This window comes from Planococcus liqunii, from assembly GCF_030413595.1.
GTDB classification, from domain to species: domain Bacteria; phylum Bacillota; class Bacilli; order Bacillales_A; family Planococcaceae; genus Planococcus; species Planococcus liqunii.
Genome location: NZ_CP129238.1, coordinates 2793732 through 2815934, shown reverse-complemented (window position 1 = coordinate 2815934; position 22203 = coordinate 2793732). Strand labels below are relative to the sequence as shown.

The window sequence follows — 22203 nt, the reverse complement described above, 5'->3', positions numbered from 1 at the left end:
GTTGATCCGATGATTCAACCCATTCAATTAGCGGATTTGTTTTTGGAAGGCGAAGATATGGAAGCGTTGCGCCACATCCGTTTCTTCCTCGATCAGCACAGCCGCAAAGAATTATTCGACCATTTGCTGACACCGGCAATGTATCATATTGGCTCTTTATGGGAAAACAATGAAATAACAGTAGCGGATGAGCATTTAGCGACAGCCATATGTGATTTTGTTGTATCCGCTGTGGACAATCGTGAAATGGCAGAAAAAGGGCTGGAAAGAAAAGTGATGGTTCTTGGTCCCGAAGGGGAAGACCATTACATCGGCCTAAAAATGGTCTCCAGCCTTTTTCGTGACCATGGCTGGTCAGTGAAATACATGGGCCCGAACCTTCCGTTGCCGCATGCTTTGGAAGCTGCGGAAAAATGGCAGCCTGATGTCGTCGCTTTATCGGCGGCACTTGTTTACAGGCTGCCTGTTTTAAAAACTTATGCACAAGCGTTTTTGGCATTGCCGTCAAAACCTGCTGTTTTAATTGGTGGACGGGCGGTCAATGTTTCCAATGTGAACTCTTTGAGAAGCACAGGTGCGATGGTTATACAAGATTTAAGCCAGTTGGAACTCTGGCTGAAGACGGGAGAGAAGCCGCGCAATGACTACGACATCTCAATTTAATGGATTGCCGCTCCCGGCATATACACTGGATCGCCAGCTGGTCATCACCGAAGGCTCAGCAGAAGCGATTGAGCTATTTGGCGACTGCCGGATTTTCACCGATATTGTCGATGAAGAAAGTCTGAAAAAAGCAAAAACCCTATTAAGTTCCGAAGTTCTTCAACCAAAATTTGAGCTTAATTTTATTTCCCGAAAAGGCGAGCTGCTTTTGGCGGATGTTTATGGGAAACGGAGTGATTCAGGAAGCCTTTCGCTCGTTGTTGTGCCTAAAGACAATCAATTGGAGCGTGTGGCAAACCAACTGGCCAAACTGCGCGAAAGGCTCCGGGAGACGGATTATGATCTGTTCCTGGAAAAAGAACGCACGGTCGAACTGCTTCAAAGGGTAAGCGAATTATCCGCTCCGTATATTCAATTAGACACAAACCGTCTGCTGGTGCCGTTGTTCGGCGATTTGACGGAAGAGCAGGTGCAGGCATTCTCTCCGCGGCTGTTGGCGAACATTTACGAAACCCGGGCAGAAACCGTAATTTTTGATTTAACCGCGATGGGGAAAATTACAGACGGCGGCCTTCAGCAGTTGGCTGATTTGCTGCAATCTTTGATGATTATGGGGACAGCCAGCATTTTTACAGGTGTCAAACCGGAACATGCCAAGCAGCTGCATCAGATGCAGGCGAAGCTGCCGATGCGTTTTCTTTCTTCGCTGCAAGAAGTCTTGTCGTCCAACCGACGGACAAGCTGAGCTGGCTATTTTAAAAGAGCCGGCTTTTTTCTTTGCCCGAAAGCATGAGCGGGAAAGATGTAATGATTTGGCAAAATCGATACAATATGTAGGGTAAGGAGTGAAGAACAATGCACATAAAAAAGTTTAAAGATATTCCTCTTTCTGTTTTAGATTTAGCACCGGTCAATGAAGGTAGCAACGCCGGAGAATCGTTCCGCCGCAGTGTGGAGCTTGCCCAGCATGTGGAAAAGTGGGGCTTCAACCGCTACTGGCTTGCTGAACACCATAACATGCCAGGAATCGGCAGTTCCGCGACTTCGGTATTGATCGGCCATATTGCCGGGGCTACTGAACGAATCCGTGTCGGCTCAGGCGGGGTCATGCTGCCGAACCATGCACCGCTCGTCATTGCCGAACAGTTCGGAACGCTCGAAGCGATTTATCCTGGCCGCATCGACTTGGGGCTCGGGCGTGCGCCTGGCAGTGACCAAGCGACCGCTTATGCGCTCCGGCGCACATTGCAAAGCAGCGGAGATGATTTTCCGCAGCAAGTGTCCGAGCTGGAGAATTACTTTTCCGATAAACCGGTCGGACGTGTTCGTTCGTATCCGGGCACAGGCCTTCATGTGCCGATTTGGCTTTTGGGATCCAGCGGCTTCAGTGCCCAGCTGTCGGCCATCAAGGGCTTGCCGTTTTCATTTGCCAGCCACTTTGCGCCGGACTTTACGATGCAGGCGCTGCAATTATATCACCAGAATTTCAAGCCTTCCGCCGCACTGAAAGAGCCGTATGCCATGGTCGGAGTAAATGTCATTGCAGCGGATACCCAGGAACGCGCAGAATGGCTGGCGACATCCAGCCAGCAGCAGATGTTCAACTTGATGCGGGGCATGCCGACAACGTTCACCCCGCCGATCGACAATTTGGAAGAGGCTTGGACGGACCGGGAAATCGCCATTTTCAAAGAAAAGCTGGATACGGAATCAATGATTGTCGGCACGCCTGATGTAGTGCGCGAAAAACTAAGTGCTTTCATCAACAAAACCCGTGCCAACGAAGTGATCATCAACTCCCAGGTTTTCCACCAGGAAGACCGGCTCCGCTCTTATGAGATTGTTGCTGAAATGATGGAATGAAAAAATCCCCTTCAAGATTTTGCTTGAAGGGGATTTTTGTTCAGCAAACGGCCTCCCTGGAAACAGAGAGTGTCAGCCCTATGGTTTACTGGAGATTTTGCACTTTTTTCTCTTCGTCTTTCACTTCTTCGGGGATATCGTCGTCTTCCAAAAACGAAAATACGGGTGATCCTTCGCCAATCATGTCCAGTGATGCAAAAAAATCGTCGTCAAACTGCCGGCGTTCAACTTCCTGCGGGTCCACACGTCTGCGGTCCATGATTAAAACCTCCTTATTTGATTTGTTGGACATTTGCAATTGAAGAGAGGACACTGCTCTACACCTTCATTATACTGATTATTCTGTTTATATCAAAGGGAATAGATTATAAAAATGCCCGATAAACAATAGCGGGCATTTGCTGTTATTCTGCAGTTGCTTTTGCATTTTGCATCATTGATTCAAAGAAAAGGGAAGGAGCTGTTTGGTTCCATTCAGCCGAGACGGCATCTTGTGTCCGTTCGTCGATGACAGCGTAAGCCATTTCTGTGCGAAGGTCCTCTGTCAATGGGATTTTGACAAGCGGGCCTTCAGGTGTCAGCCAGTTCAGCTGCTCACGGCGGTTTTGCAGTGCATGGGAAATCCATTTGTCCTCATCTGCTTCAGAGGAAAAAAACGGTTCCGGAGAAAGCATGAACCAGGTCTGCATCTCGTGCTTAGGCGGCAGCCAGAAGCTTTTCGCCAATTGGCCTTCTTCCAAAGTCATATTGGGGATTTCATGCCGCAGTTCGTTGACGGCTTCTCCGTTACCGAGTGTAATCGGCCTTGAGACGTACAAATTGCCCTGCAAAATTTCGCCTTCCCCTGTGGCTATGGTGCCGTATGGATTGGTCGTGGGATCAGCTCCGTAAGTATCGTCCTGGGCTTGCTGCACAGGCTCAGGGTGCCATGACTTCACTTTCGCCTCTTCCAGATTTTTTGTATTCAGTGAAACGGCAAAAGGCATCCAGCCGGTATTCGTTACTTCTTCAAACACAATTTTCACTTCGTTATCAAGCGTTCTTTCTACCAAGGTATAAGAACCGAGCGCTAAGCCGAAAAGCGATATTTCATATGCATGTGTTACATCCGGCCCTTCTTTCGTTTCTTTGGAATCCGATAACGTGAAAAAAGTGGGCTTTTCAATTGCCAAAGCGATGCCGCCTTGAGAATAAACTTCTGTTTCGTTTTTCAAAAACATCATGCCGGTAAATAAAATAAGCGCCATGAAAAATACTACGCCGATTAAAATAACGATCTTTCTAAACAAATAATTCACCTCATATAGTTTTAGCTCTTTTGATTATATCACGCGCTTGCTCGAGGAAGAGGGAAGAGATATGAGCATCGAATGAACAAAAAGAGGGAGATGCTCATAAACATGGAAGAGTTGCCCGTAAAAAGAAGAAAGCCGCTCGCAACTCAATCGAAGTTGCTCGAATCACGGCCCAAGTTGCTCGTAAATAAAAAAAGCGCCACAAGGGCGCCCGATTACAATACTTTCTCCAAAAAATCTCGCGCCCGTTCGGTTTGCGGGCTATTGAAAAACGCTACCGGCTGGCCTTCTTCGACAAGAACGCCGTGGTCAAGAAAAATCACCCGATCGGCGACTTCACGCGCAAAGCCCATTTCATGGGTGACAACGGCCATCGTCATGCCGGATTTCGCCAGGTCTTTCATGACATCAAGCACTTCTTTCACCATTTCAGGATCCAGAGCGGAAGTGGGTTCGTCAAACAGCATCAAATCGGGTTCCATGGCAAGCGCCCGTGCAATCGCGACCCGCTGCTTCTGGCCGCCGGACAAACTGCTGGGGTAAGCTTTTTCTTTTTCAGCAAGGCCGACCCGCTTCAGCAGAATACGCGCTTTTTCTTGAGCGGTTTCTTTTTTCTCGCCTTTCACTTTCATCGGGGCATAAGTCAGGTTCTCGAGAACCGTCAAATGCGGAAACAAGTGAAAATGCTGGAACACCATGCCGATATGCTGGCGGATTTTTTGGACGTCCTTTTTGGGGCCGGTCAAATCTTGTCCGTTAACTACGACGGTTCCGGACGTCGGAATTTCAAGCATATTCAAGCAGCGGAGAAACGTTGATTTCCCGGATCCCGAAGGGCCGATGATGGAAACCACTTCGCCTTTTTTTATTTCAGTGGTGATGTCTTTCAGTACTTCGTTGGTGCCGAATTTTTTATAAAGATGTTCCACTTTAATCACTTTGCTTCAGCCTCCGTTCAAACATTCTGCCAATTACCGTGAGTCCCATGACCAGGCACCAGTAAATCAATCCGACAAATAGGAGCGGTTCGAAATTGCGGAACAAATCGGAACCAACCACTTGAGCTCGGCGCATCAAATCCAGGTAGCCAATGGTTGAAACGATGGCGGATTCTTTAGTCAACGTAATAAATTCGTTCATCAAAGCGGGCAGGATGTTTTTCAGCGCCTGCGGCAGGATGATGTCGGTCATCATCGCCCGGTAGGGAACACCAAGTGCCTGAGCGGCTTCCATCTGCCCTTTGTCGACAGCCTGTATGCCGGCACGGATGATTTCAGAAATATATGCTGAGGAATTCAATCCAAATGCAAGAATGGCTGATAAAAATGGCGAGATGTCATATCCGGTCAGCTGCGGGATGGAATAATAGATGATCATCAATTGCAAAATCAGCGGCGTGCCCCGGAAGATTGACGTGTAAGCATCCGCAAACCAGCGCAGCGGTTTGATGGAACCAATTTTAAACAGCGCCAGGATGGTCCCGAGAATGGAACCTAAGATGATTGCGAAAAATACGAATTTTAAGGTGACCCAAATCCCTTCCAGCATGAAAGGAATGTAAGGCACGATTTGTGAAAAGTCCAAGTTCATTTTAATCAACTCTTTTCTAATTAAGAAGATGATCCCACTTTAACTGGAGATATGGCGTCACAGTTAAAGTGGGATTGATCAATATCTCTTTATTCTGCAATTTCCCATTTCTTTTTCAGTTCATCCAGCTCGCCGCTTTCTTCCATTTCAGCGAGAACGCCGTTCACATCTTCCACAAGGTCGCTGCCTTTCGGGAAGGCGACTGCCATGCCCGGAGAAGCGGTAGTCGGATCGTCAAATGCGTCCAGATCCTGTGCTTCGATATAACCTTTGGCCACAGCTTTGTCCATATAAGCCGCGTCGATGCGGTTCGACAGGATTTCCTGGATCAATGCACCGGAATCATCCAAGGCTTTCAATTCGAATTTGATATCGCCTTCTTTCAGAATGGCATTGGCGCCTTCTTCCTGGATCGTGCCAAGCTGAACGCCAACTACTTTGCCTTCCAAATCTTCAAGTGTTTTGATGTCAGAACCTTTAGCTGTCAGGAACATTTCGCCTGAATGGTTGTATTCGCTTGAGAAGTCGACGTTCTTTTTACGTTCTTCGGTAGCGGACATGCCGGCAATCACCATATCAACCCGGTCATTTTGCAAAGCACCGATCAGCCCATCAAATTTCATGTCGGTAATATTCAGTTCATAGCCCAGTTCTTCTGCAATATGGTTGGCTAGATCGATATCAAAACCGACAATTTCGCCTTCGGTATTGCGTGATTCAAATGGAGGGAATTCTGCAGACGTTCCCATATCCAATACTTTTGCCTCTTCGGATGAGTCGGAGTTTCCTGACTCGGATGTATCACTGCCACACGCACCCAGCAGCAAAGCTGCGGATGCAAAAACTGCAAACATTGTATGTTGCTTTTTCATTTATAGTTCCTCCTAGTAAATTCTCTATTGGATATTTATTCGACTAAATGAATTTTAACAAATAACAAAATAAAAAGAAAGGTTTTTTATAAAGTGAAATGAATAAATATGTATTTTAATTATTCTGTATTTTCCTGTATAATAGGAAAGATTGGAGGGATTCGGAAATGAAAAAATTATTGCTTACAGGATTTGAGCCGTTTCTCGATTTTACGGTCAATCCCACAATGAAAATTGTGGAAGAGTTGAACGGAACTGAAGTAGGCGGCTACAAGATTATTGGCAAGGTAATGCCAGTGGATTTTCATGCTTCGGGGAATCAGCTGCTTGGATTTATTGAAGAAACAGCTCCGGATGCGGTGATCTCTTTAGGTCTGGCGGCTGGACGCTATAAAATGACGCCGGAGCGCATTGCCATCAATTTCAAAGACGGCCCGGTGGATAACGAAGGCCATAAGCCGGTGGATGAACCCATCAGAGAATCAGGAGAACCGGCTTATCTTTCGACACTTCCTGCACGGAAAATGGTGGACCGATTGATTGAAAGAGGTCTGCCGGCAGAAATCTCGAATACAGCCGGGGCTTATTTATGCAATAACGTGATGTATGAAGGCCTTCATTATGCGAACAAGCATAAGCCGGACATGCCTTCCGGTTTTATACATATCCCGGCCTCCCACGAACTTGCGATTCAGCATGGAAGGATTCCGAGCTGGTCGCACCAGGACTTGGCAGCGGGTATCCGGATCTGCATCGAAGTGTTGGGCGAACAATAAGAAAGGAGTTGTCCCAAAAGTGATTTGGGACAACTCCTTTGCGACGAAGCTAGCGCAGCGATGCAGGAGCAATAGTACTCCCCAACGCTTTATTAGAAGCAGGGGGCTGTCCAATAAGTCGAATAATAGACTTATTGGACAGCCCCTTTTTTGTCTACACATTTTAAACGCATATCTTTGCGCACACAACATTTAAAGGATTTCCCAGTTCCGTTCTTTTGCCACTGTCCGCAGGCTTGGTTCCGGCTGGACAGCTACAGGATGGCCGACCAGTTCTAGAACCGGCAAATCGGAAAGGCTGTCGCCGTAAGCGTAGCTGTTCGGCCAGTCAATATCCTGGCCGGACAAAGCTTCCTTGATTTTTTCTGTTTTGAGTGGACCTTGGATATGGGAAATTTTCGCCTTTAGGTCAAGGATGTTGCCGGCATACGGAATTTCGGTGCCGATGATGGTCCCGATGGGCAGTTTTTCCGTCACTGCATGAAGCAGCGGAGTAAATGCACCGGACACGAGCATGACGTAATCGTTGTCGTGGACATGCTGTTTCAAGCGTTCAACAACCGCCGGATTGAAATCTCCATGCATTTTATCGGCAATTTCGCTGAAATACGTTTCCAATTCCGGTTTTGTGAAACTTTCAAGTGCGGCCAAGTAAGCTTGGACCGATTGTTCCCGCATTTTTTTCACGGAGACCAGCTTCAGCTTGGAACCGATATAAGGGGGCATGATGGCCCGGTAAAATTGGCGGTATCGTTTGCTGTGCACAGGATGGGTTTTTAAATGTTCCATCATCAATTGAAAAGTTTCTTTTGAATATAAAGTTCCGTCAAAGTCAAAAATGGCGACGCGCATAGAAATCACTCCGGTTTTAGGATTTTTCTGATAGTCCAATCATAACGGAAAGAGCAGGCAGCTTCTAGTGGCAGTCACTGTTCCTGAACAGAACCCTTATGTTTATGCGTCTTCGGGGGCAGGGTATAGAAAGGAAAACAGATACTGGGAGGTTTTTGGGATGGCAGGACAGCGAATTATGGTTGGCTACGTGGAACTAACAGAAACAGAATCGGAAGAACTTTTTCAAGAAGTGAAAAAAGACAAGGAAGTAGAGAGCTATGATGCGCTTCAAGCTTTGATGGAAGACTTTGACTCACGCATCATTGAACCGGAAACGCAGCCTTTAAAAGAATTGTTGGACGAAGAAGCTCCGACAGAAGAAGCGAATACCGGAACCCGCTATATTGAAATCTTTAATAAGCTGGAAGAAGATTCTCGCTACCGGATCAAGTCATCCAAACAGGATTAAAGATTCACCGATAGATAAAACCAGTTGCAGCCAAGCAACTGGTTTTTTGTGTTGAAAGGGCCGCCAATCTTTAACAGCCTTTTTCCACTTTACTTTGCAAAATCTGCACAAATCCCTGTGTGCCGTCCACCCGGATCTGGTCACCGTCCCGTATCAATTCTGTAGCGCCCGCTACACCGACCACTGCTGGAATTCCGTATTCACGGGCTACTACAGAGCCATGCGTCATCATGCCGCCTACTTCTGTCACCAGTCCGGCTGCCGAAGTGAAGAGTGGTGTCCATCCGGGATCGGTGTAGGGAGCAATCAGAATATCACCGGCATTCAAATGGGCATCTTCCGAACGCAGGATCACCCGGGCCGTGCCGGTGACCGAACCGGATGAAACGGGGGTTCCCATTAAAGCATCGGTCGGACCTGATGCAGTACGCGGTTTTCCTTCGATGATTTCTCCATCGCTTGTCATAACCCGCGGTGTTTTTAATTTGGCGTTTGCTTCGTGCTGCTGTTTTCTTGATTCGATTGCTTCCTGCATGTTTCCAGAATGCTGTCCATCCAGCAAGGCGATCAGCTCTTCTGCGGAAAGGTAAAACACATCTTGAGCGTTGAGAAGCTTGCCTTTAGCGGCCAAAGTTTGGGCTTCTTCCAAAATGGCGAGTTTGTATAAATACATCCCTTTCACGAGTGCAAATTTATGGTGTTCGCGTATGCCCAGCAAATTCCGGTACAGCTGAATGAGCCGGCGGACATAGCGTTTTTCAATTCCAGTGAAATGCCGGAGAATTTCTTGTTCTGCTGCTTCCGCTTCCAGCTTGCCTTGTTCAAATCTTTGGCGGTGCTCGCCGTGCCGCATCGTCCGGAGGTTGCTGGCGATGGAAGGCAGGAGCTGCGCGGGATCTTCGTGCCAGCGCGGCTTTGCAATGTCGATTTCACCGATGCAGCGCGCCCCGTATTGAAGAAGGAAAAGGTCCAGACGCTGCTGAAAGTCAGGGCCGCCTGAAACATTCAGGAGTCCATTGTAAAACGTTTCATGGCTGGCAGTTTCTAAATAGGTCGCCAGTTCTGGCTTGTCCCTTGCAAAATCCGCCAAGTCGCCAAGTTGCAAGCCCATTTCGGTAGTAACGTTGCCTGGGAGAGATTTGTATAGTTTGCTGAGCAGCCCCGCGCTTTGTTTATCGCCAAACTTTTGGTTCAGCTTCTTGGTGAGTGTGCCTGAAACAAGCATGCCCGTAATTACATACGGAATGATTTTGGATAATACATCCGGAAACATTCGCTCCATGCCTTGCTGGATGAAACAGATACGCTCGGTTCCTGAAACTTGCTGCAACTTCAGTTCAACAGAATGAACGTATTGATTGATAAATTTGGTCGCTTTGCTGTTTGCTTTGGACGGGTCTTTCAACCAGAAGTTGGCCGCCACTTTAAAAGCGACGGGAATTGCCATCGGTGCAATTCGCCGGATTCTTAAGGCGACCGTCTTTTTGGGTATGTTGACATGTTGGAATTCCGGCCGGTTGATGGCTTCTGTTAGAGCCGATGCCAACAGCTCATCCATGCCGCCCATTAATTTTAAAAAGCGGTTCCGGAGAGGGGGCAGGGACAACACCCCGGTGAAGTCAGCGAACGCCCGTCCGCCAGCTTCCCGCAGCACCCGCTTTTCCGGCGCTACAGTGCCTTTGTTCATAAAACCGGTCACATTGCTCAAAAGAGACAGCGAAAGAGGCGGCATGGGATCGGTCATCATTTGGATATAGCCGAAATTGAGAAAGACGTGAAACTGTTCATCATCGATAACGGGCAAGGGATAAAGAGACGTAATGGGGCGGCTTTGCAAAATCATGAATTCACCGTCGACCAGCCCCCACTCGATGTCTTGCTCAGTGCCGTAATGATTCTCGATTTGCTGGCCGATTTCAGCCAGTTTGAGAATTTTATGATTGGGCAGCGCCTGGATTTCCTGAAAAGCCTCGGGGATTGTTTTCGTTACGGTGCCGCCTCCCGGAAGCGCATAAATCGCCAATTCCTTTTTGGCAATTTGTCTGCGGATGATCTGCTTTTCACGGACTTGGTATAGATCGGCTGAAACAAGGCCCGACACTAAGGCTTCGCCTAAGCCGAAACTGGCATCGATAGAAATTGTATGGCGATGCCCGGTGATTGGATCGGCTGTGAAGAGGATTCCGGAGACTTCAGGAAACACCATTTCCTGGATGACGACGGACAAATAGATCGAGCGATGGCCAAAGCCGTTTTTCGTCCGGTAGGAAATGGCACGGTCCGTGAAAAGGGAAGCCCAGCAATGCTGAACGGCAGAAAGCAATTCATCTCCACCGATGACATTCAAAAAGGTCTCCTGCTGGCCGGCAAACGAAGCACTTGGCAAGTCTTCGGCTGTGGCACTTGAGCGGACTGCGTAGGGACGATTTTTCCCGGCCGTTTGCCAGGCGTCCAGGATAGCCATTTCGATATCTTTCGGCATCGGAAGAGCTGTCAGATGGCCCCGGATTTGGCCGGCTAACAAGCGGAGTTGCTCCAAGTCTTCCGGCGGGAGCTGTTCTAGACGTGTAAACAGCTCTTCCATCTCGGCGCTTGATTCAATCAGCATGCGATAAGCGGACGTGGTAATGCAAAATCCTTGCGGAACAGGAAATCCTGCTCCTGCCAGTTCCCCGAGATTTGCCCCTTTTCCGCCCACCAGCGGCAAATGGGTTCGATTGGTTTCATTGAAGTGCAATACGTAGGGTTCCATTTTCTTCACCTCCGAGATTGCTTTGTTGCCTCCATTATAGTCCCGTAGAGCAGGGGGTTAAAGGTGTATTTAAAATTAAAAACGAGATACAGGATGGTTTCCGGTTAGTTGGATAGGTGTTTTTACGGGAGGCAACCGCGCTATGATCCGTGAATTTTTTCTTTTGGGGCAAATACTGTCTGCGCGAGCTCGAATACTGTCCGGGCGGCCGAAAATACTGTCCGCACATAACCAAATACTGTCCTACGCCGAAAAACGCCATAAAAAAGAAGCCAAGCAGCATGTGCCTGGCTTCTTCCGGTTAACTCCTTATTCCTCTTTTTGTCCGATGCAGCGTTCGCATTCGTAAATGATGGATTCGCGTTGTTCCTTGATTTCGCATCCGCATTCCCGGCATTCTTTCTTTGAGCGTGCCTCAAAAGTTTTCATCGTTTTCATAGTGATCTCCTCCAGTCCTTTAGTTTAGTTTTTCATACCCAGGCAAGGTCAAAAATTCGGCGAAATCACTTTGCAGCGTGAGGTCTGTAAACAGCTCGCGGGCTTCCGCGTAGTGTCCGAAAAGGTATACCGCATCTCCAGCGGTTTCTTTGATCTTATCCGCTTCTTCTTCAAGGATTTCGTAGAAGAGGGAAACAGTAATATCGCGTCCGTCTTCAAGCTTTCCTTTCGGATGGCGGATCCACTGCCACACTTGGGAGCGGGAGATTTCGGCTGTTGCGGCGTCTTCCATCAAGTTGTTGATCGGTGCTGCTCCGTTTCCGGACAGCCAGGAAGCGATGTACTGGATGCCGACGGAAATATTGGAGCGCAGCCCTTCTTCGGTGATGGAGCCATTTGGCACTTCGACCAAATCTTTGGCTGTGACACTGACGTCTTCACGTTCCCGGTGGATCTGGTTCGGCGTCGGCATCAATTCGTCGAACTGTTCCATCGCCACTTCCACCATTCCAGGGTGGGCAACCCATGTGCCGTCGTGCCCGTCTGTCGCTTCGCGGCGTTTGTCTTCGGCCACTTTCCGGAATGCAGCTTCGTTTGCTTCCGGATTTTCTTTGATCGGAATCTGGGCGGCCATGCCGCCGAGCGCCGGGGCGTTCCGTTTGTGGCATGTTTTGATGCAGAGCTGCGTATAGGCCCGCATAAACGGAACAGTCATTGTCACTTGCGAGCGGTCCGGGAACAAGTATTCCGGCCGGTTCCGCATCCGTTTGATGACGCTGAAGATGTAATCCCAGCGGCCGCAGTTGAGGCCGGCCGAGTGGTCGCGCAGTTCATAAAGAATTTCATCCATTTCAAAAGCTGCAAGAATCGTCTCGATCAGTACGGTGGCGCGGATGGTGCCTTGCGGGATTCCGAGTTCGCTTTGAGCAAAAACGAAGACATCATTCCAGAGCCGCGCTTCCAAATGGCTCTCCATTTTCGGCAAATAGAAGTAAGGGCCGGTACCGCGGTCAATCAATTCCTGTGCATTGTGGAAAAAGTAAAGCCCGAAATCCACCAGGCTGCCGGAAGCCGGCTTGCCGTCAATTTCAATATTCTTCTCAAGCAGATGCCAGCCGCGGGGCCGGACCATCAAAACGGCGGTTTGCTCATTTAAGGTGTACTTCTTGCCGGTGTCGGGTGCTTCAAATGATATCTCGCGTCTGACAGCATCCCGCAAATTTATTTGTCCGTCCATGACGTTGAACCAGTTCGGAGCAGTTGCATCTTCCAAATCCGCCATAAACATTTTGGCGCCGGAATTCAAAGCGTTGATCAGCATTTTCCGGTTGGTCGGTCCGGTGATTTCCACCCGCCGGTCTTGCATATCTTCCGGCAGGGGGGCAATCGTCCAGTCGCTTTCACGGATGTGTTCTGTTTCAGGCAGGAAATCCAAAGGCTTTCCGCCGTCGATTTCTTTTTGGCGCACTTGGCGCTGTTCCAATAAAGCAATCCGCTTTTTATCAAAATTCACATGAAGCTTTTCAATGAACGCCAGTGCCTCCGGCGTCAGAATCGTTTCCATTTGGGGTGTGACTTCATTTTTAATCAAGACACTCGACTTTGTGATCAATCAAATCATCCTTTCATTTCACCGGTTGGAATTGGGCCGTTTCCGTCGAGCCTTTCATCGCAGTGGTTGAGCTTGTACCGCCAGAGATGATCTGCGATACTTCGTCGAAGTAGCCGGTACCGACTTCACGCTGGTGGCGCGTTGCCGTGTAGCCTTTCGACTCGCTTTCAAATTCAGCTTGCTGCAATTTCGAATAAGCGGCCATGCCATGGTCTTTGTAGTCGTGGGCCAGTTCAAACATGCTGTGGTTCAGTGCATGGAATCCGGCAAGCGTGACGAATTGGAATTTGTACCCCATCTTGCCAAGCTCGACTTGGTATTTTGCAATGGTTTCTTCGTCCAATTTTGCTTTCCAGTTGAAAGAAGGGGAGCAGTTGTATGCCAAAAGCTTGCCTGGGAATTTCTCATGGATGGCATCCGCAAACTGCTGCGCTTCTTCCAGATTCGGATGGGATGTTTCGCACCAGACCAAATCTGCATAAGGTGCATACGCCAATCCGCGTGCAATCGCTTGGTCAATGCCAGCATTTGTACGGTAGAAACCTTCTGGCGTCCGTTCGCCGGTGATGAACGGATGATCAACCGGATCGATGTCGCTTGTGATCAAATCGGCCGCGTCTGCATCGGTGCGGGCAATCAGCACTGTCGGAACACCCAGTACGTCGGATGCAAGTCTTGCGGAAATTAAATTCCGAACTGCGTTTTGAGTAGGCTGCAATACTTTGCCGCCTAAATGGCCGCATTTTTTCTCGGAAGCCAATTGGTCTTCAAAGTGGACGCCGGCAGCTCCGGCTTCAATCATCGATTTCATTAATTCAAATACGTTCAGCGGTCCGCCGAAGCCAGCTTCTGCATCCGCGACAATCGGTGCGAACCAGTCAAAGCCTTCGGTGCCTTCCACGTTATCGATCTGGTCTGCACGCTGCAATGCCTGGTTGATCTTTTTCACTACGTTCGGCACCGAGTCGACGGGGTATAAACTTTGGTCCGGATACATTTGGCCTGCCGAGTTGGCATCGGCTGCCACTTGCCAGCCGCTCAAGTAAATGGCCTGCAATCCTGCTTTTACTTGTTGGACGGCCTGGTTGCCGGTCAATGCACCTAATGCGTTTACGAAATCTCTTTCATGGATGGAACGGAATAAACGGTCAGCTCCCCGTTTAGCAAGCGTGTATTCAATTTGAACCGAACCACGGAGTTTGACGACATCTTCCGCTGTATACGGACGAACAATTCCATTCCACCGGCTGTCTTCTGCCCAGCTCTTTTTCAATTCTTCAACTTGTTGTTGTTTAGTAACCATCTAATCCATCCCTTCGAATAAAAAAATTTTCTAAACTGTATTAATACAGTTTGACTTGATGTATATTAATATATAACAGAATATTGTGACTGTCCTGAAAGTTGGACGAAATCAGATATTCAGGGATGGAAGAAGAGATTTCACGACAAACACACTTGAAAGGGGAATCGGGTATGGAGAAAGATGTATTAGAACAGGTAGGGTTCATTATGGGGGACTGGATTCCGAAAGAAGCGTCGATCGCTGTAGCAGTTGGGCGAAGCTATGTATATTGCAAAGTGGGAATCCAAGAGTCGCACATTCGAGTGGGAGATGAAGTGGCTGACGGAAGCGTGGCGGATTGTACATATAAAGAAGGCAAGCGCTTGGAGATGCTGGTGGAAGATGAAGTTTCCGGAATCGCTTATGCGGGTGTGGGCTATCCGGTGCGGATTTCCGGTCAAGCGGGAGTTTTGGTTGTGATGCTGCCGCCGGACTTTCGGCAGCGCCCGACACAGCCGCTCCGTTTTTTGACCGGAAAGCTTGAAGATACATGGCGTCCGGTGCCGATTTCAGACGTTTCGCATATCGAAAGCAGCCAGAAAAAGACCTGGTTTTACGCTGATGAAGAAGCCTACTGCTCCATTCATACACTAAAAACTTTAAAAGACCAATTGCCGGATACGTTCTTGCCCATTCATCGTTCTTATATCGTCAACATTCCTTTTATCCAGGAAATTTCGCGGGATTTTTCATCCAACTTCGTTTTGACATTGAAAGACGGCGCGGTTTTGCCGGTCAGCCAAAACTACACAGCATTGGTGCGTGAACGGCTGGGGTTCTAGTATGGAAGATTTCCAAGAAAAACGATTATTTCCACTAAGTGAGGGTAAAGTTCAGTATCTGAAAAGGAGCTGATACTTTATGGGAAATGAACAATTTTATCATTTTGAAGATGACCGATCGATTCCAAACAACCCGAGGCTGCCGTTGATTGTCTATCCCGGTGCTTTCAAAGAAAATCCAGAAACCATCGAAGCGGCATTCAACAAGAACGGCTGGACCAACAGCTGGATAGACGGTGTCTTTGACTACCACCACTACCACAGCAATACACATGAAGTGCTCGGTGTGCGTTCCGGCTCAGCGACCATCCAGTTTGGCGGAGAGCAAGGAGAGGCTTTGCAAGTTTCTGCCGGGGACGTGGCGGTTCTGCCAGCCGGCACCGGACATAAATTATTGGAAAGCACGGATGATTTTAAAGTGGTGGGTGCGTATCCAAACGGTGCGGAGCCTGATAAGAAACTGGGCAAGCCGGAGGAGCGGCCGGATGTGCTGGAAGCGATACTGGACGCTCCATTGCCGGAGAAAGATCCGGTTTACGGAAACGATGGGCCGCTGCATGTGAACTGGACGTAAAGACAAAGAAATCCCCTGGCCGATAAACGGCCAGGGGATTTTTCGTTCACTCAATAATATAAGGACAGGTTAGACAACCAGAGAAGGAACAAAGAATTCATTGTACAACTCCTTTAGAATTTTGGTTTCGTCTTCTTTCAAGACTCCAAAGACCAGACTGACTTCAGAAGAGCCCTGATTGATCATTTCAATATTGGCGCCGGTTCTGGCGATGGCTTCCGTTGCCCGTGCAGCAAGGCCCGTCGTATATTTCATCCCTTCGCCGACCAGCACAACCATCGAGAAGTTGCTGATGAAATGGACGTCGTCCACTTCGAGTTCACTTTGGACACGGTCGACGATGCGGCTTTCTTTTTCAGTCGTCAACTGATGGCTCCGGATAATGACGGAGAGGTTGTCGATGCCGGAAGGAATATGTTCGTAGGAAACGTGTTCATCTTCCAAAATTTGCAGCAGTTTCCGGCCAAAGCCGATTTCGCGGTTCATCAAATATTTGCTGACATACAGCGTAGAAAACCCGCTATCCGCTGAAATGCCAGTTACCGGCAGACGCGAGTAGTCGCGTTCTGCGACGATCATCGTGCCGGGAGACTGCGGATTATTGGTGTTCTTGATACAGACCGGAACCGATTCTTTAAATGCAGGCATCAAAGCTTCGTCGTGCAAGACGGCAAATCCCGCGTAGGACAGCTCCCGCATTTCACGGTAAGTCATTTTCTCGATTTCAACCGGATTTTCCACAACTCTTGGATTGGCCGCAAATACACAATCGACGTCCGTAAAATTCTCGTACAGCTCCGCTTTCACGGCAGCAGATAAGATAGATCCGGTAATATCAGAACCGCCGCGGTCGAAAGTCCGCAATGTTCCGTCATTTGTATAGCCGAAAAATCCGGGGAAGACGCTGATGGACTGCTGATTAGCCAAAGAGGCCAAATTGTTATATGATTCTGTCAATGCCTGAACCCGTTTTGGGGGTTCAGTGACAATCAGCCCAGCTTGTTTCGGATTGATGTATTCCGCAGGCATCCCTATAGAAGAAAAATAAGCAGCGATCAGCTTAGCTGAATTGTCTTCGCCGCTGGCTTTGATTTGATCAAAAAATAAAGAAGGGTCGTCCTTGCTGAAAGCGAGCCGGTAAGAAAGATCGGCTGCAATGATGGAAACAATTTCACTGTCGAGCCCGAGCTCTTCTGCAATCGAAGCGTAGCGGCCGACCACTTGGCTTAACGCTCCGGCAGTATCTTCACCCGATAAAGCGCTTGTTGCTAACCGGATCAGGAGGTCCGTGACTTTGACATCGCCGTCAAACCGTTTTCCAGGAGCCGAAACAACAATAATTTTCCTAGATGGATCCGCTTTGACAATGTTTGCAACTTTTTGGATTTGTTCCGCACTTGCTACAGATGTTCCGCCGAATTTACACACTTTCATCTTTATCAAGTCCAATCTTTAGAGAATTGAGGGTTGTTTTCCATTTAATATAATACTATAATGTCCTTATGGTAAAAACAACTGTATTTTTACAGTGTACACAGCGTAGGAGGAATCGTCAATGAAAAATGAAATTTCAATCGGATTATTAGGCCTCGGAACTGTTGGCAGCGGGGTCGCTAAAATTTTGCAGCAGCATCAACAAGACCTGCACCATAAGCTGGGCGTTCAAGTGTCCATCAAAAAAGTTTTAGTCCGCAACAATAATAAAGAACGTTTGTCGATTCTGGATCCAAACGTTTTCACAACCGATATAGATGAAATATTGAACGATTCTTCTCTCGATATCATTGTAGAAGTGATGGGCGGCATTGATGAAGCGAAGCGTGCGATTGAAGAAGCGCTGAAAGCCGGCAAGCAAGTCGTGACTGCCAACAAAGACGTCATGGCTGAATATGGGCATGACTTGTTGAAGTTGGCAGATGAACAAAAATGCGACTTGTTCTATGAAGCGAGCGTAGCGGGAGGCATCCCAATTATCCGTACATTGGAAGACGGCTTAGCATCCGACCGCATTTCCAGTTTGATGGGGATCGTCAACGGTACGACCAACTTCATCTTGACAAAAATGAAAAAAGAAAACATGAGCTATGAAACAGCTCTTGCAGAAGCGACAAGACTCGGCTATGCAGAAGCTGACCCGTCAGCGGACGTGGATGGCCTGGATGCAGCCCGTAAAATGGTCATTTTGTCATCGCTGGCATTTTCAACAGAAGTCCATATCGACGATGTGCTTGTTCGGGGAATGAGCGAAATCCAAGACGGCGATTTGGAAATGGCGAATAATTTCGGCTACACAATGAAAATGGTCGGTTCTTCCAAGAAAGACGAAGACGGCATCGAAGTCGCAGTAGAACCGATTTTCCTTGCGAATTCGCATCCGCTGGCTTCGGTCAATAATGAATTCAATGCAGTATACATATACGGTGATGCAGTAGGGGAAACAATGCTGTACGGCCCGGGAGCCGGTTCGCTTCCGACTGCAACTTCAGTCGTCTCGGATATTATTGCGGCATGCCGGAACTTGCTGCTTGAAGTGAACGGCAAGCGGGTCCATTCAGCGCAGCACGAACGGGTGATCAAGCCGGAAAGCAGCCGTTTTGCGAAATATTTCCACCGTTTGCTGGTTAAAGACGAAGTGGGTGTCCTGTCGAAATTGACGGCGATCTACAGCAAACACGGTGCCAGCCTCCAGTCAGTCATGCAGCATCCGGCTGAACAGGACGGACAGGCGGAACTGGTGTTTTTGACTCATCAAATTTCACGCCAGCAGCATTTGAACGTATTAAACGATTTAGCAGGAACGGCTAGCGTCATCAGCCATTACCGCATCGAAGGGGAGGAAACAGCATGAGATGGCCAGGATTGATCGAACAGTATAAAGAGTGGTTGCCAGTAACTGAAGCTACACCAGCACTCACTCTTCAAGAAGGCAACACACCGCTTGTCCATTTGGAGAAATTATCCGAGCAATGGGGGATTGAACTCTACGTAAAACTGGAAGGGGCAAACCCGACCGGCTCTTTTAAAGACCGCGGCATGGTCATGGCGGTTGCCAAAGCGAAAGAAGAAGGGAAAAGCGTATTGGTTTGTGCCTCAACCGGCAACACATCTGCATCCGCTGCTGCTTACGGTGCAAGAGCGGGAATGCGCACCATCGTCGTCATTCCGGAAGGCCGCATCGCTCTCGGGAAATTGGCCCAAGCCAAAATGTACGGCGCAGAAATCCTGGAGATCAAAGGCAATTTTGACGAAGCGCTCCGCATGGTCCGCGAAGTCGGACAGGAAGCAGGCATTGCCCTTGTCAACTCGGTAAACCCGTATCGTCTGGAAGGGCAGAAAACCATTGCGTTTGAAGTGATCGATCAGCTTGACCGTGTGCCGGATATCTTTGCATTGCCGGTTGGCAATGCCGGGAATATTTCTGCTTCATGGAAAGGCTTTAGCGAATATGCCAATAAAACCGGCGCGAAACGCCCTGAACTTCTGGGTGTCCAGGCAGCTGGTGCAGCGCCGATCGTCAACAACCAAGTCGTCGAAAATCCGGAAACGGTGGCAACTGCCATCCGCATCGGCAATCCGGCAAGCTGGGACTTAGCGTTGAATGCCTTGGCTGAATCAAACGGCACCATCCTGGCAGCGACAGACGAAGAAATTCTCGAAGCCTATCAATTGTTGGCGTCGACTGAAGGGGTATTCGCAGAACCCGCATCGTGCGCTTCTATTGCCGGCATCAAAAAGCAAGTGGAGAGCGGCAGCCTTCCAAAAGGATCGACAGTCGTAGCCGTATTGACGGGCAATGGGTTGAAAGATCCGGAAACCGCAATTTCAGTAAACGAACATAAAGCACAATTGGTGCCGGAAGATATGGAACGCTTCTGGGAGGATTTGAAGAAAGGAGTCAAGGCATGAAATGGAAAGACTTTACGGTAACCGTGCCGGCGTCGACAGCCAACTTAGGCCCCGGATTTGATTCGATCGGACTGGCACTGGACCTGCACTTGTCCATCCATGTTTCGCAGGCTTCCGAATGGTCAGTCCGCTACAGAGATGAAAGTTATCAGCACCTGTCCGGATCTTCGGATAATTTAATCATCGCAGCGGCAAAGAAAACGGCAGCGGCATACGGGCGCGAGATGCCGCCGGCAAGACTTGAAATCGATACCGATATCCCGCTTAGCCGCGGGTTGGGAAGCAGTGCATCTGCAATTGCAGGGGGCATTGAAATTGCAGACCGTCTACTCGATTTGAACATGCCAATGAAAGAAAAAGTGGAAATCGGCACGGAGATGGAAGGGCATCCGGATAATGTTTCGGCTTCGTTTTTAGGCGGCTTGACGATTTCCTATGCAGACGGGGAAGAGTTGGCCATCGTCCATGTACCGGAAGTGGAAATCGGTGTCTTGATCTTGGTTCCCCCGACAGAATTTTTGACGACGGAATCCCGAGGGCTGCTTCCGGAAGAAGTACTGCATAAAACGGCTGTACGCGGCAGCATGGCAGCGAATGTCCTGTCCGCTGCGCTGGCAACAGGCGACTGGCAAACAGCGGGCTGCATGATGGAGAAGGACGAATTCCATGAGCCGTTCCGAAAAAGTAGATTCCCGGACTTTGAAATCATCCGCCAAGCTTGCCGGGACAACGGTGCCTATGGTTCTGCCATAAGCGGTGCCGGACCTTCTCTGTTCATTGCGGCAGAAAAAGGCAAAGAAGAGGAAATCCGCCAGATGTTGAGCGAGCGCTTTCCTCATTATGACTGCCTACTAACCAAACCATCAGCGGCAGGAATAAAATCCGTCCAAACCGTCCAATAATCCATAAAAAAGCGGTCCGAGAAACTCGGACCGCTTTTGTGTTGATTATAATTTGATGGAAATGTATTTCGTTTCGAGGAAAGCATCGAGTCCTTCTTGTCCGCCTTCGCGTCCGATGCCGCTTTCTTTCATGCCGCCGAATGGAGCCTGGGCACTGGAAGGAGCGCCGTCGTTCCAGCCGACAATGCCGTATTCCAGATTTTCCGCGATATAAGTTCCGCGGGTCAGGCTGTCGGTAAAGAAGTAGGCAGCCAATCCGAAACGGGTATCATTCGCCAGGCGCACCGCTTCTTCATCAGTATCGAATGCCATGATCGGCGCAACCGGACCGAATGTTTCTTCGTTCATGACCAGCATGTCCTGAGTGGCGTTGATCAAGACTGTCGGGTTGTAGAAGAAGGCACCATTTTCAGCCCTTCCGTCGCCTCCGACCAAAACTTTTGCCCCTTTTTCCACTGCATCCTGTACATGGCGCGCTGATTTTTCATAGCCGTCCTGGTCGACGAGCGGGCCGATCTGGACGCCTTCATCCATGCCGTTGCCGACCTTCAGCTTCGCTGTAGCTTCCTGCAGTCGCTGCGAAAATTCTTCTACAATGGAGCGCTGGACGTAAATTCGGTTGCCGCATACACAAGTTTGTCCTGCATTGCGAAATTTCGAAGCCATGACGCCTTCGACCGCCAAGTCCATATTGGCATCTTCGCAGACGATGATCGGAGCGTGGCCGCCAAGTTCAAGCGATAAATTGAGCATGGAATCCGCGCTTTGCTTCATCAACTCTTTGCCAATTTCGGTTGAGCCGGTAAAAGTCAGTTTTCGGACAGCTGGATGGCTCGTAAAGACGCGGCCGATTTTGCTGGCGCTGCCTGTCACAAGGTTGATGACGCCTTTCGGGAAGCCGGCTTCTTCTGCCAATTCGTACATGCGCACAGCGGTGAGCGGCGTCAACTTGGCCGGTTTTGCAACAAACGTACAGCCGGCTGCAAGTGCAGGCGCCATTTTTCTCGCCATCATGGCTGCCGGGAAATTCCATGGCGTAATGGATACGACCACTCCGACCGGCTGTTTAAGGACTTGGATGCGTTTGCCTTCTTTGGATGCCGGAATGAGGCGGCCATTGGAGCGTTTCGCTTCTTCGGCGAACCAGGAAATAAAGGAAGCGGAATATTCGATTTCACCGACGGCTTCCGCTAAAGGTTTGCCCATTTCCTTGGTCATGATTTCTGCTACTTCCTGTTTGTTTTCCAACAATAGGTCGTGCCATTTCATTAATAGCGAAGCGCGTTCATAGACAGTGGTTTTTGACCAGGATTTGAAAGCTTCTGCAGCAGCATCAACAGCTGCAGTGGCTTCAGCTTCACCGCCATTTGGAACCGTACCGAATTTCTCGCCTGTTGCTGGATTCATGACATCAATGACGCCATCCCCTGCTGTTGACCATTCACCGTTTATATAGTTTTTGCCTTCCATTTATCGTTCCTCCTCAAATTTTTTATCCTTATCCTAACCTGTTACCTCTATCCCCTCAAC

The 22203-nt window shown here is 48.9% G+C and carries 22 protein-coding genes; 10 read left to right on the top strand and 12 right to left on the bottom strand.

Annotated features, from left to right (window positions below; translation table 11 throughout):
* Nucleotides 1–9 precede the first annotated feature (9 nt).
* The 3 genes from QWY22_RS14195 (at nucleotide 10) to QWY22_RS14185 (ending at nucleotide 2526) form a co-directional block, all read left to right on the top strand.
* Nucleotides 10–663, top strand: a complete 654-nt coding sequence (locus QWY22_RS14195) for a cobalamin B12-binding domain-containing protein (protein ID WP_036810554.1) — start codon at nucleotides 10–12, stop codon at nucleotides 661–663.
* Nucleotides 641–1408, top strand: coding sequence for an STAS domain-containing protein (locus tag QWY22_RS14190; protein WP_300981474.1), 768 nt, complete (start codon nucleotides 641–643; stop codon nucleotides 1406–1408). The genes QWY22_RS14195 and QWY22_RS14190 overlap by 23 nt, the downstream gene beginning before the upstream one ends.
* A gap of 110 nt (nucleotides 1409–1518) precedes the next feature.
* A complete protein-coding gene (locus QWY22_RS14185) occupies nucleotides 1519–2526 on the top strand; it encodes an LLM class flavin-dependent oxidoreductase (protein ID WP_300981473.1) in 1008 nt (335 codons plus the stop codon).
* 85 nt (nucleotides 2527–2611) lie between these two features.
* On the opposite strand, the gene QWY22_RS14180 is transcribed toward QWY22_RS14185, so the two are convergent.
* From QWY22_RS14180 to QWY22_RS14160, 5 genes are all read right to left on the bottom strand, one after another.
* Entirely contained in the window at nucleotides 2612–2785 is a 174-nt protein-coding gene (locus tag QWY22_RS14180; RefSeq protein ID WP_300981472.1) for a hypothetical protein, read from the bottom strand.
* Nucleotides 2786–2930: 145 nt separating this feature from the next.
* Nucleotides 2931–3815 carry a hypothetical protein gene (locus tag QWY22_RS14175; protein WP_407072319.1) on the bottom strand — a complete coding sequence of 295 codons (885 nt, stop codon included), beginning with the start codon at nucleotides 3813–3815 and terminating at the stop codon, nucleotides 2931–2933.
* Nucleotides 3816–4036: 221 nt separating this feature from the next.
* Nucleotides 4037–4759: an amino acid ABC transporter ATP-binding protein gene (locus QWY22_RS14170; RefSeq protein WP_300981470.1), complete on the bottom strand. Its 723-nt coding sequence runs from the start codon at nucleotides 4757–4759 to the stop codon at nucleotides 4037–4039.
* Nucleotides 4752–5411 carry an amino acid ABC transporter permease gene (locus tag QWY22_RS14165; RefSeq protein WP_036810569.1) on the bottom strand — a complete coding sequence of 220 codons (660 nt, stop codon included), beginning with the start codon at nucleotides 5409–5411 and terminating at the stop codon, nucleotides 4752–4754. Before QWY22_RS14165 ends, QWY22_RS14170 begins: the two co-directional genes overlap by 8 nt.
* 89 nt (nucleotides 5412–5500) lie before the next feature.
* The gene (locus QWY22_RS14160; protein WP_300981469.1) at nucleotides 5501–6283 is read right to left on the bottom strand and encodes a transporter substrate-binding domain-containing protein; all 783 of its coding nucleotides are present in this window, start codon (nucleotides 6281–6283) and stop codon (nucleotides 5501–5503) included.
* A gap of 167 nt (nucleotides 6284–6450) precedes the next feature.
* On the opposite strand from QWY22_RS14160, the gene QWY22_RS14155 reads away from it, so the two are divergent.
* A complete protein-coding gene (locus tag QWY22_RS14155; RefSeq protein WP_300981467.1) occupies nucleotides 6451–7059 on the top strand; it encodes a pyroglutamyl-peptidase I in 609 nt (202 codons plus the stop codon).
* Nucleotides 7060–7251: 192 nt separating this feature from the next.
* Here QWY22_RS14155 and QWY22_RS14150 read toward each other — a convergent pair whose 3' ends face one another.
* Nucleotides 7252–7911: an HAD family hydrolase gene (locus QWY22_RS14150; protein ID WP_300981466.1), complete on the bottom strand. Its 660-nt coding sequence runs from the start codon at nucleotides 7909–7911 to the stop codon at nucleotides 7252–7254.
* Between the two features lie 160 nt (nucleotides 7912–8071).
* Between QWY22_RS14150 and QWY22_RS14145 the strand changes: the two genes are divergently transcribed.
* Nucleotides 8072–8362 (top strand): hypothetical protein, encoded by a 291-nt coding sequence (locus tag QWY22_RS14145; RefSeq protein WP_300981465.1) that lies wholly within the window; start codon nucleotides 8072–8074, stop codon nucleotides 8360–8362.
* A 70-nt stretch (nucleotides 8363–8432) separates the two neighbouring features.
* Here the strand turns inward: QWY22_RS14145 and QWY22_RS14140 are convergent, their stop codons facing one another.
* From QWY22_RS14140 to aceA, 4 genes are all read right to left on the bottom strand, one after another.
* Nucleotides 8433–11114: a phosphoenolpyruvate synthase gene (locus QWY22_RS14140; RefSeq protein ID WP_300981464.1), complete on the bottom strand. Its 2682-nt coding sequence runs from the start codon at nucleotides 11112–11114 to the stop codon at nucleotides 8433–8435.
* 309 nt (nucleotides 11115–11423) lie between these two features.
* Nucleotides 11424–11552: a YhfH family protein gene (locus tag QWY22_RS14135; protein ID WP_224075150.1), complete on the bottom strand. Its 129-nt coding sequence runs from the start codon at nucleotides 11550–11552 to the stop codon at nucleotides 11424–11426.
* A gap of 19 nt (nucleotides 11553–11571) precedes the next feature.
* Nucleotides 11572–13116 (bottom strand): malate synthase A, encoded by a 1545-nt coding sequence (gene aceB / locus QWY22_RS14130; RefSeq protein WP_436836790.1) that lies wholly within the window; start codon nucleotides 13114–13116, stop codon nucleotides 11572–11574.
* 61 nt (nucleotides 13117–13177) lie between these two features.
* Nucleotides 13178–14467 carry an isocitrate lyase gene (aceA, locus tag QWY22_RS14125; RefSeq protein WP_300981461.1) on the bottom strand — a complete coding sequence of 430 codons (1290 nt, stop codon included), beginning with the start codon at nucleotides 14465–14467 and terminating at the stop codon, nucleotides 13178–13180.
* Between the two features lie 173 nt (nucleotides 14468–14640).
* On the opposite strand from aceA, the gene QWY22_RS14120 reads away from it, so the two are divergent.
* Nucleotides 14641–15291, top strand: coding sequence for a LytTR family DNA-binding domain-containing protein (locus QWY22_RS14120; RefSeq protein WP_300981460.1), 651 nt, complete (start codon nucleotides 14641–14643; stop codon nucleotides 15289–15291).
* A gap of 79 nt (nucleotides 15292–15370) precedes the next feature.
* Nucleotides 15371–15865 carry a cupin domain-containing protein gene (locus QWY22_RS14115; protein WP_300981459.1) on the top strand — a complete coding sequence of 165 codons (495 nt, stop codon included), beginning with the start codon at nucleotides 15371–15373 and terminating at the stop codon, nucleotides 15863–15865.
* Nucleotides 15866–15934: 69 nt separating this feature from the next.
* On the opposite strand, the gene QWY22_RS14110 is transcribed toward QWY22_RS14115, so the two are convergent.
* Nucleotides 15935–17299, bottom strand: coding sequence for an aspartate kinase (locus QWY22_RS14110; protein WP_300981458.1), 1365 nt, complete (start codon nucleotides 17297–17299; stop codon nucleotides 15935–15937).
* A 121-nt stretch (nucleotides 17300–17420) separates the two neighbouring features.
* Between QWY22_RS14110 and QWY22_RS14105 the strand changes: the two genes are divergently transcribed.
* The 3 genes from QWY22_RS14105 to thrB are packed head-to-tail and all read left to right on the top strand — an operon-like array spanning nucleotide 17421 to nucleotide 20673.
* The gene (locus tag QWY22_RS14105) at nucleotides 17421–18713 is read left to right on the top strand and encodes a homoserine dehydrogenase (protein ID WP_300981457.1); all 1293 of its coding nucleotides are present in this window, start codon (nucleotides 17421–17423) and stop codon (nucleotides 18711–18713) included.
* The gene (gene thrC, locus QWY22_RS14100; RefSeq protein ID WP_300981456.1) at nucleotides 18710–19771 is read left to right on the top strand and encodes a threonine synthase; all 1062 of its coding nucleotides are present in this window, start codon (nucleotides 18710–18712) and stop codon (nucleotides 19769–19771) included. Before QWY22_RS14105 ends, thrC begins: the two co-directional genes overlap by 4 nt.
* Nucleotides 19768–20673, top strand: coding sequence for a homoserine kinase (thrB, locus tag QWY22_RS14095; RefSeq protein WP_300981455.1), 906 nt, complete (start codon nucleotides 19768–19770; stop codon nucleotides 20671–20673). Before thrC ends, thrB begins: the two co-directional genes overlap by 4 nt.
* A 45-nt stretch (nucleotides 20674–20718) precedes the next feature.
* Here thrB and QWY22_RS14090 read toward each other — a convergent pair whose 3' ends face one another.
* The gene (locus QWY22_RS14090) at nucleotides 20719–22143 is read right to left on the bottom strand and encodes an NAD-dependent succinate-semialdehyde dehydrogenase (RefSeq protein WP_300981454.1); all 1425 of its coding nucleotides are present in this window, start codon (nucleotides 22141–22143) and stop codon (nucleotides 20719–20721) included.
* Nucleotides 22144–22203: the final 60 nt, after the last annotated feature.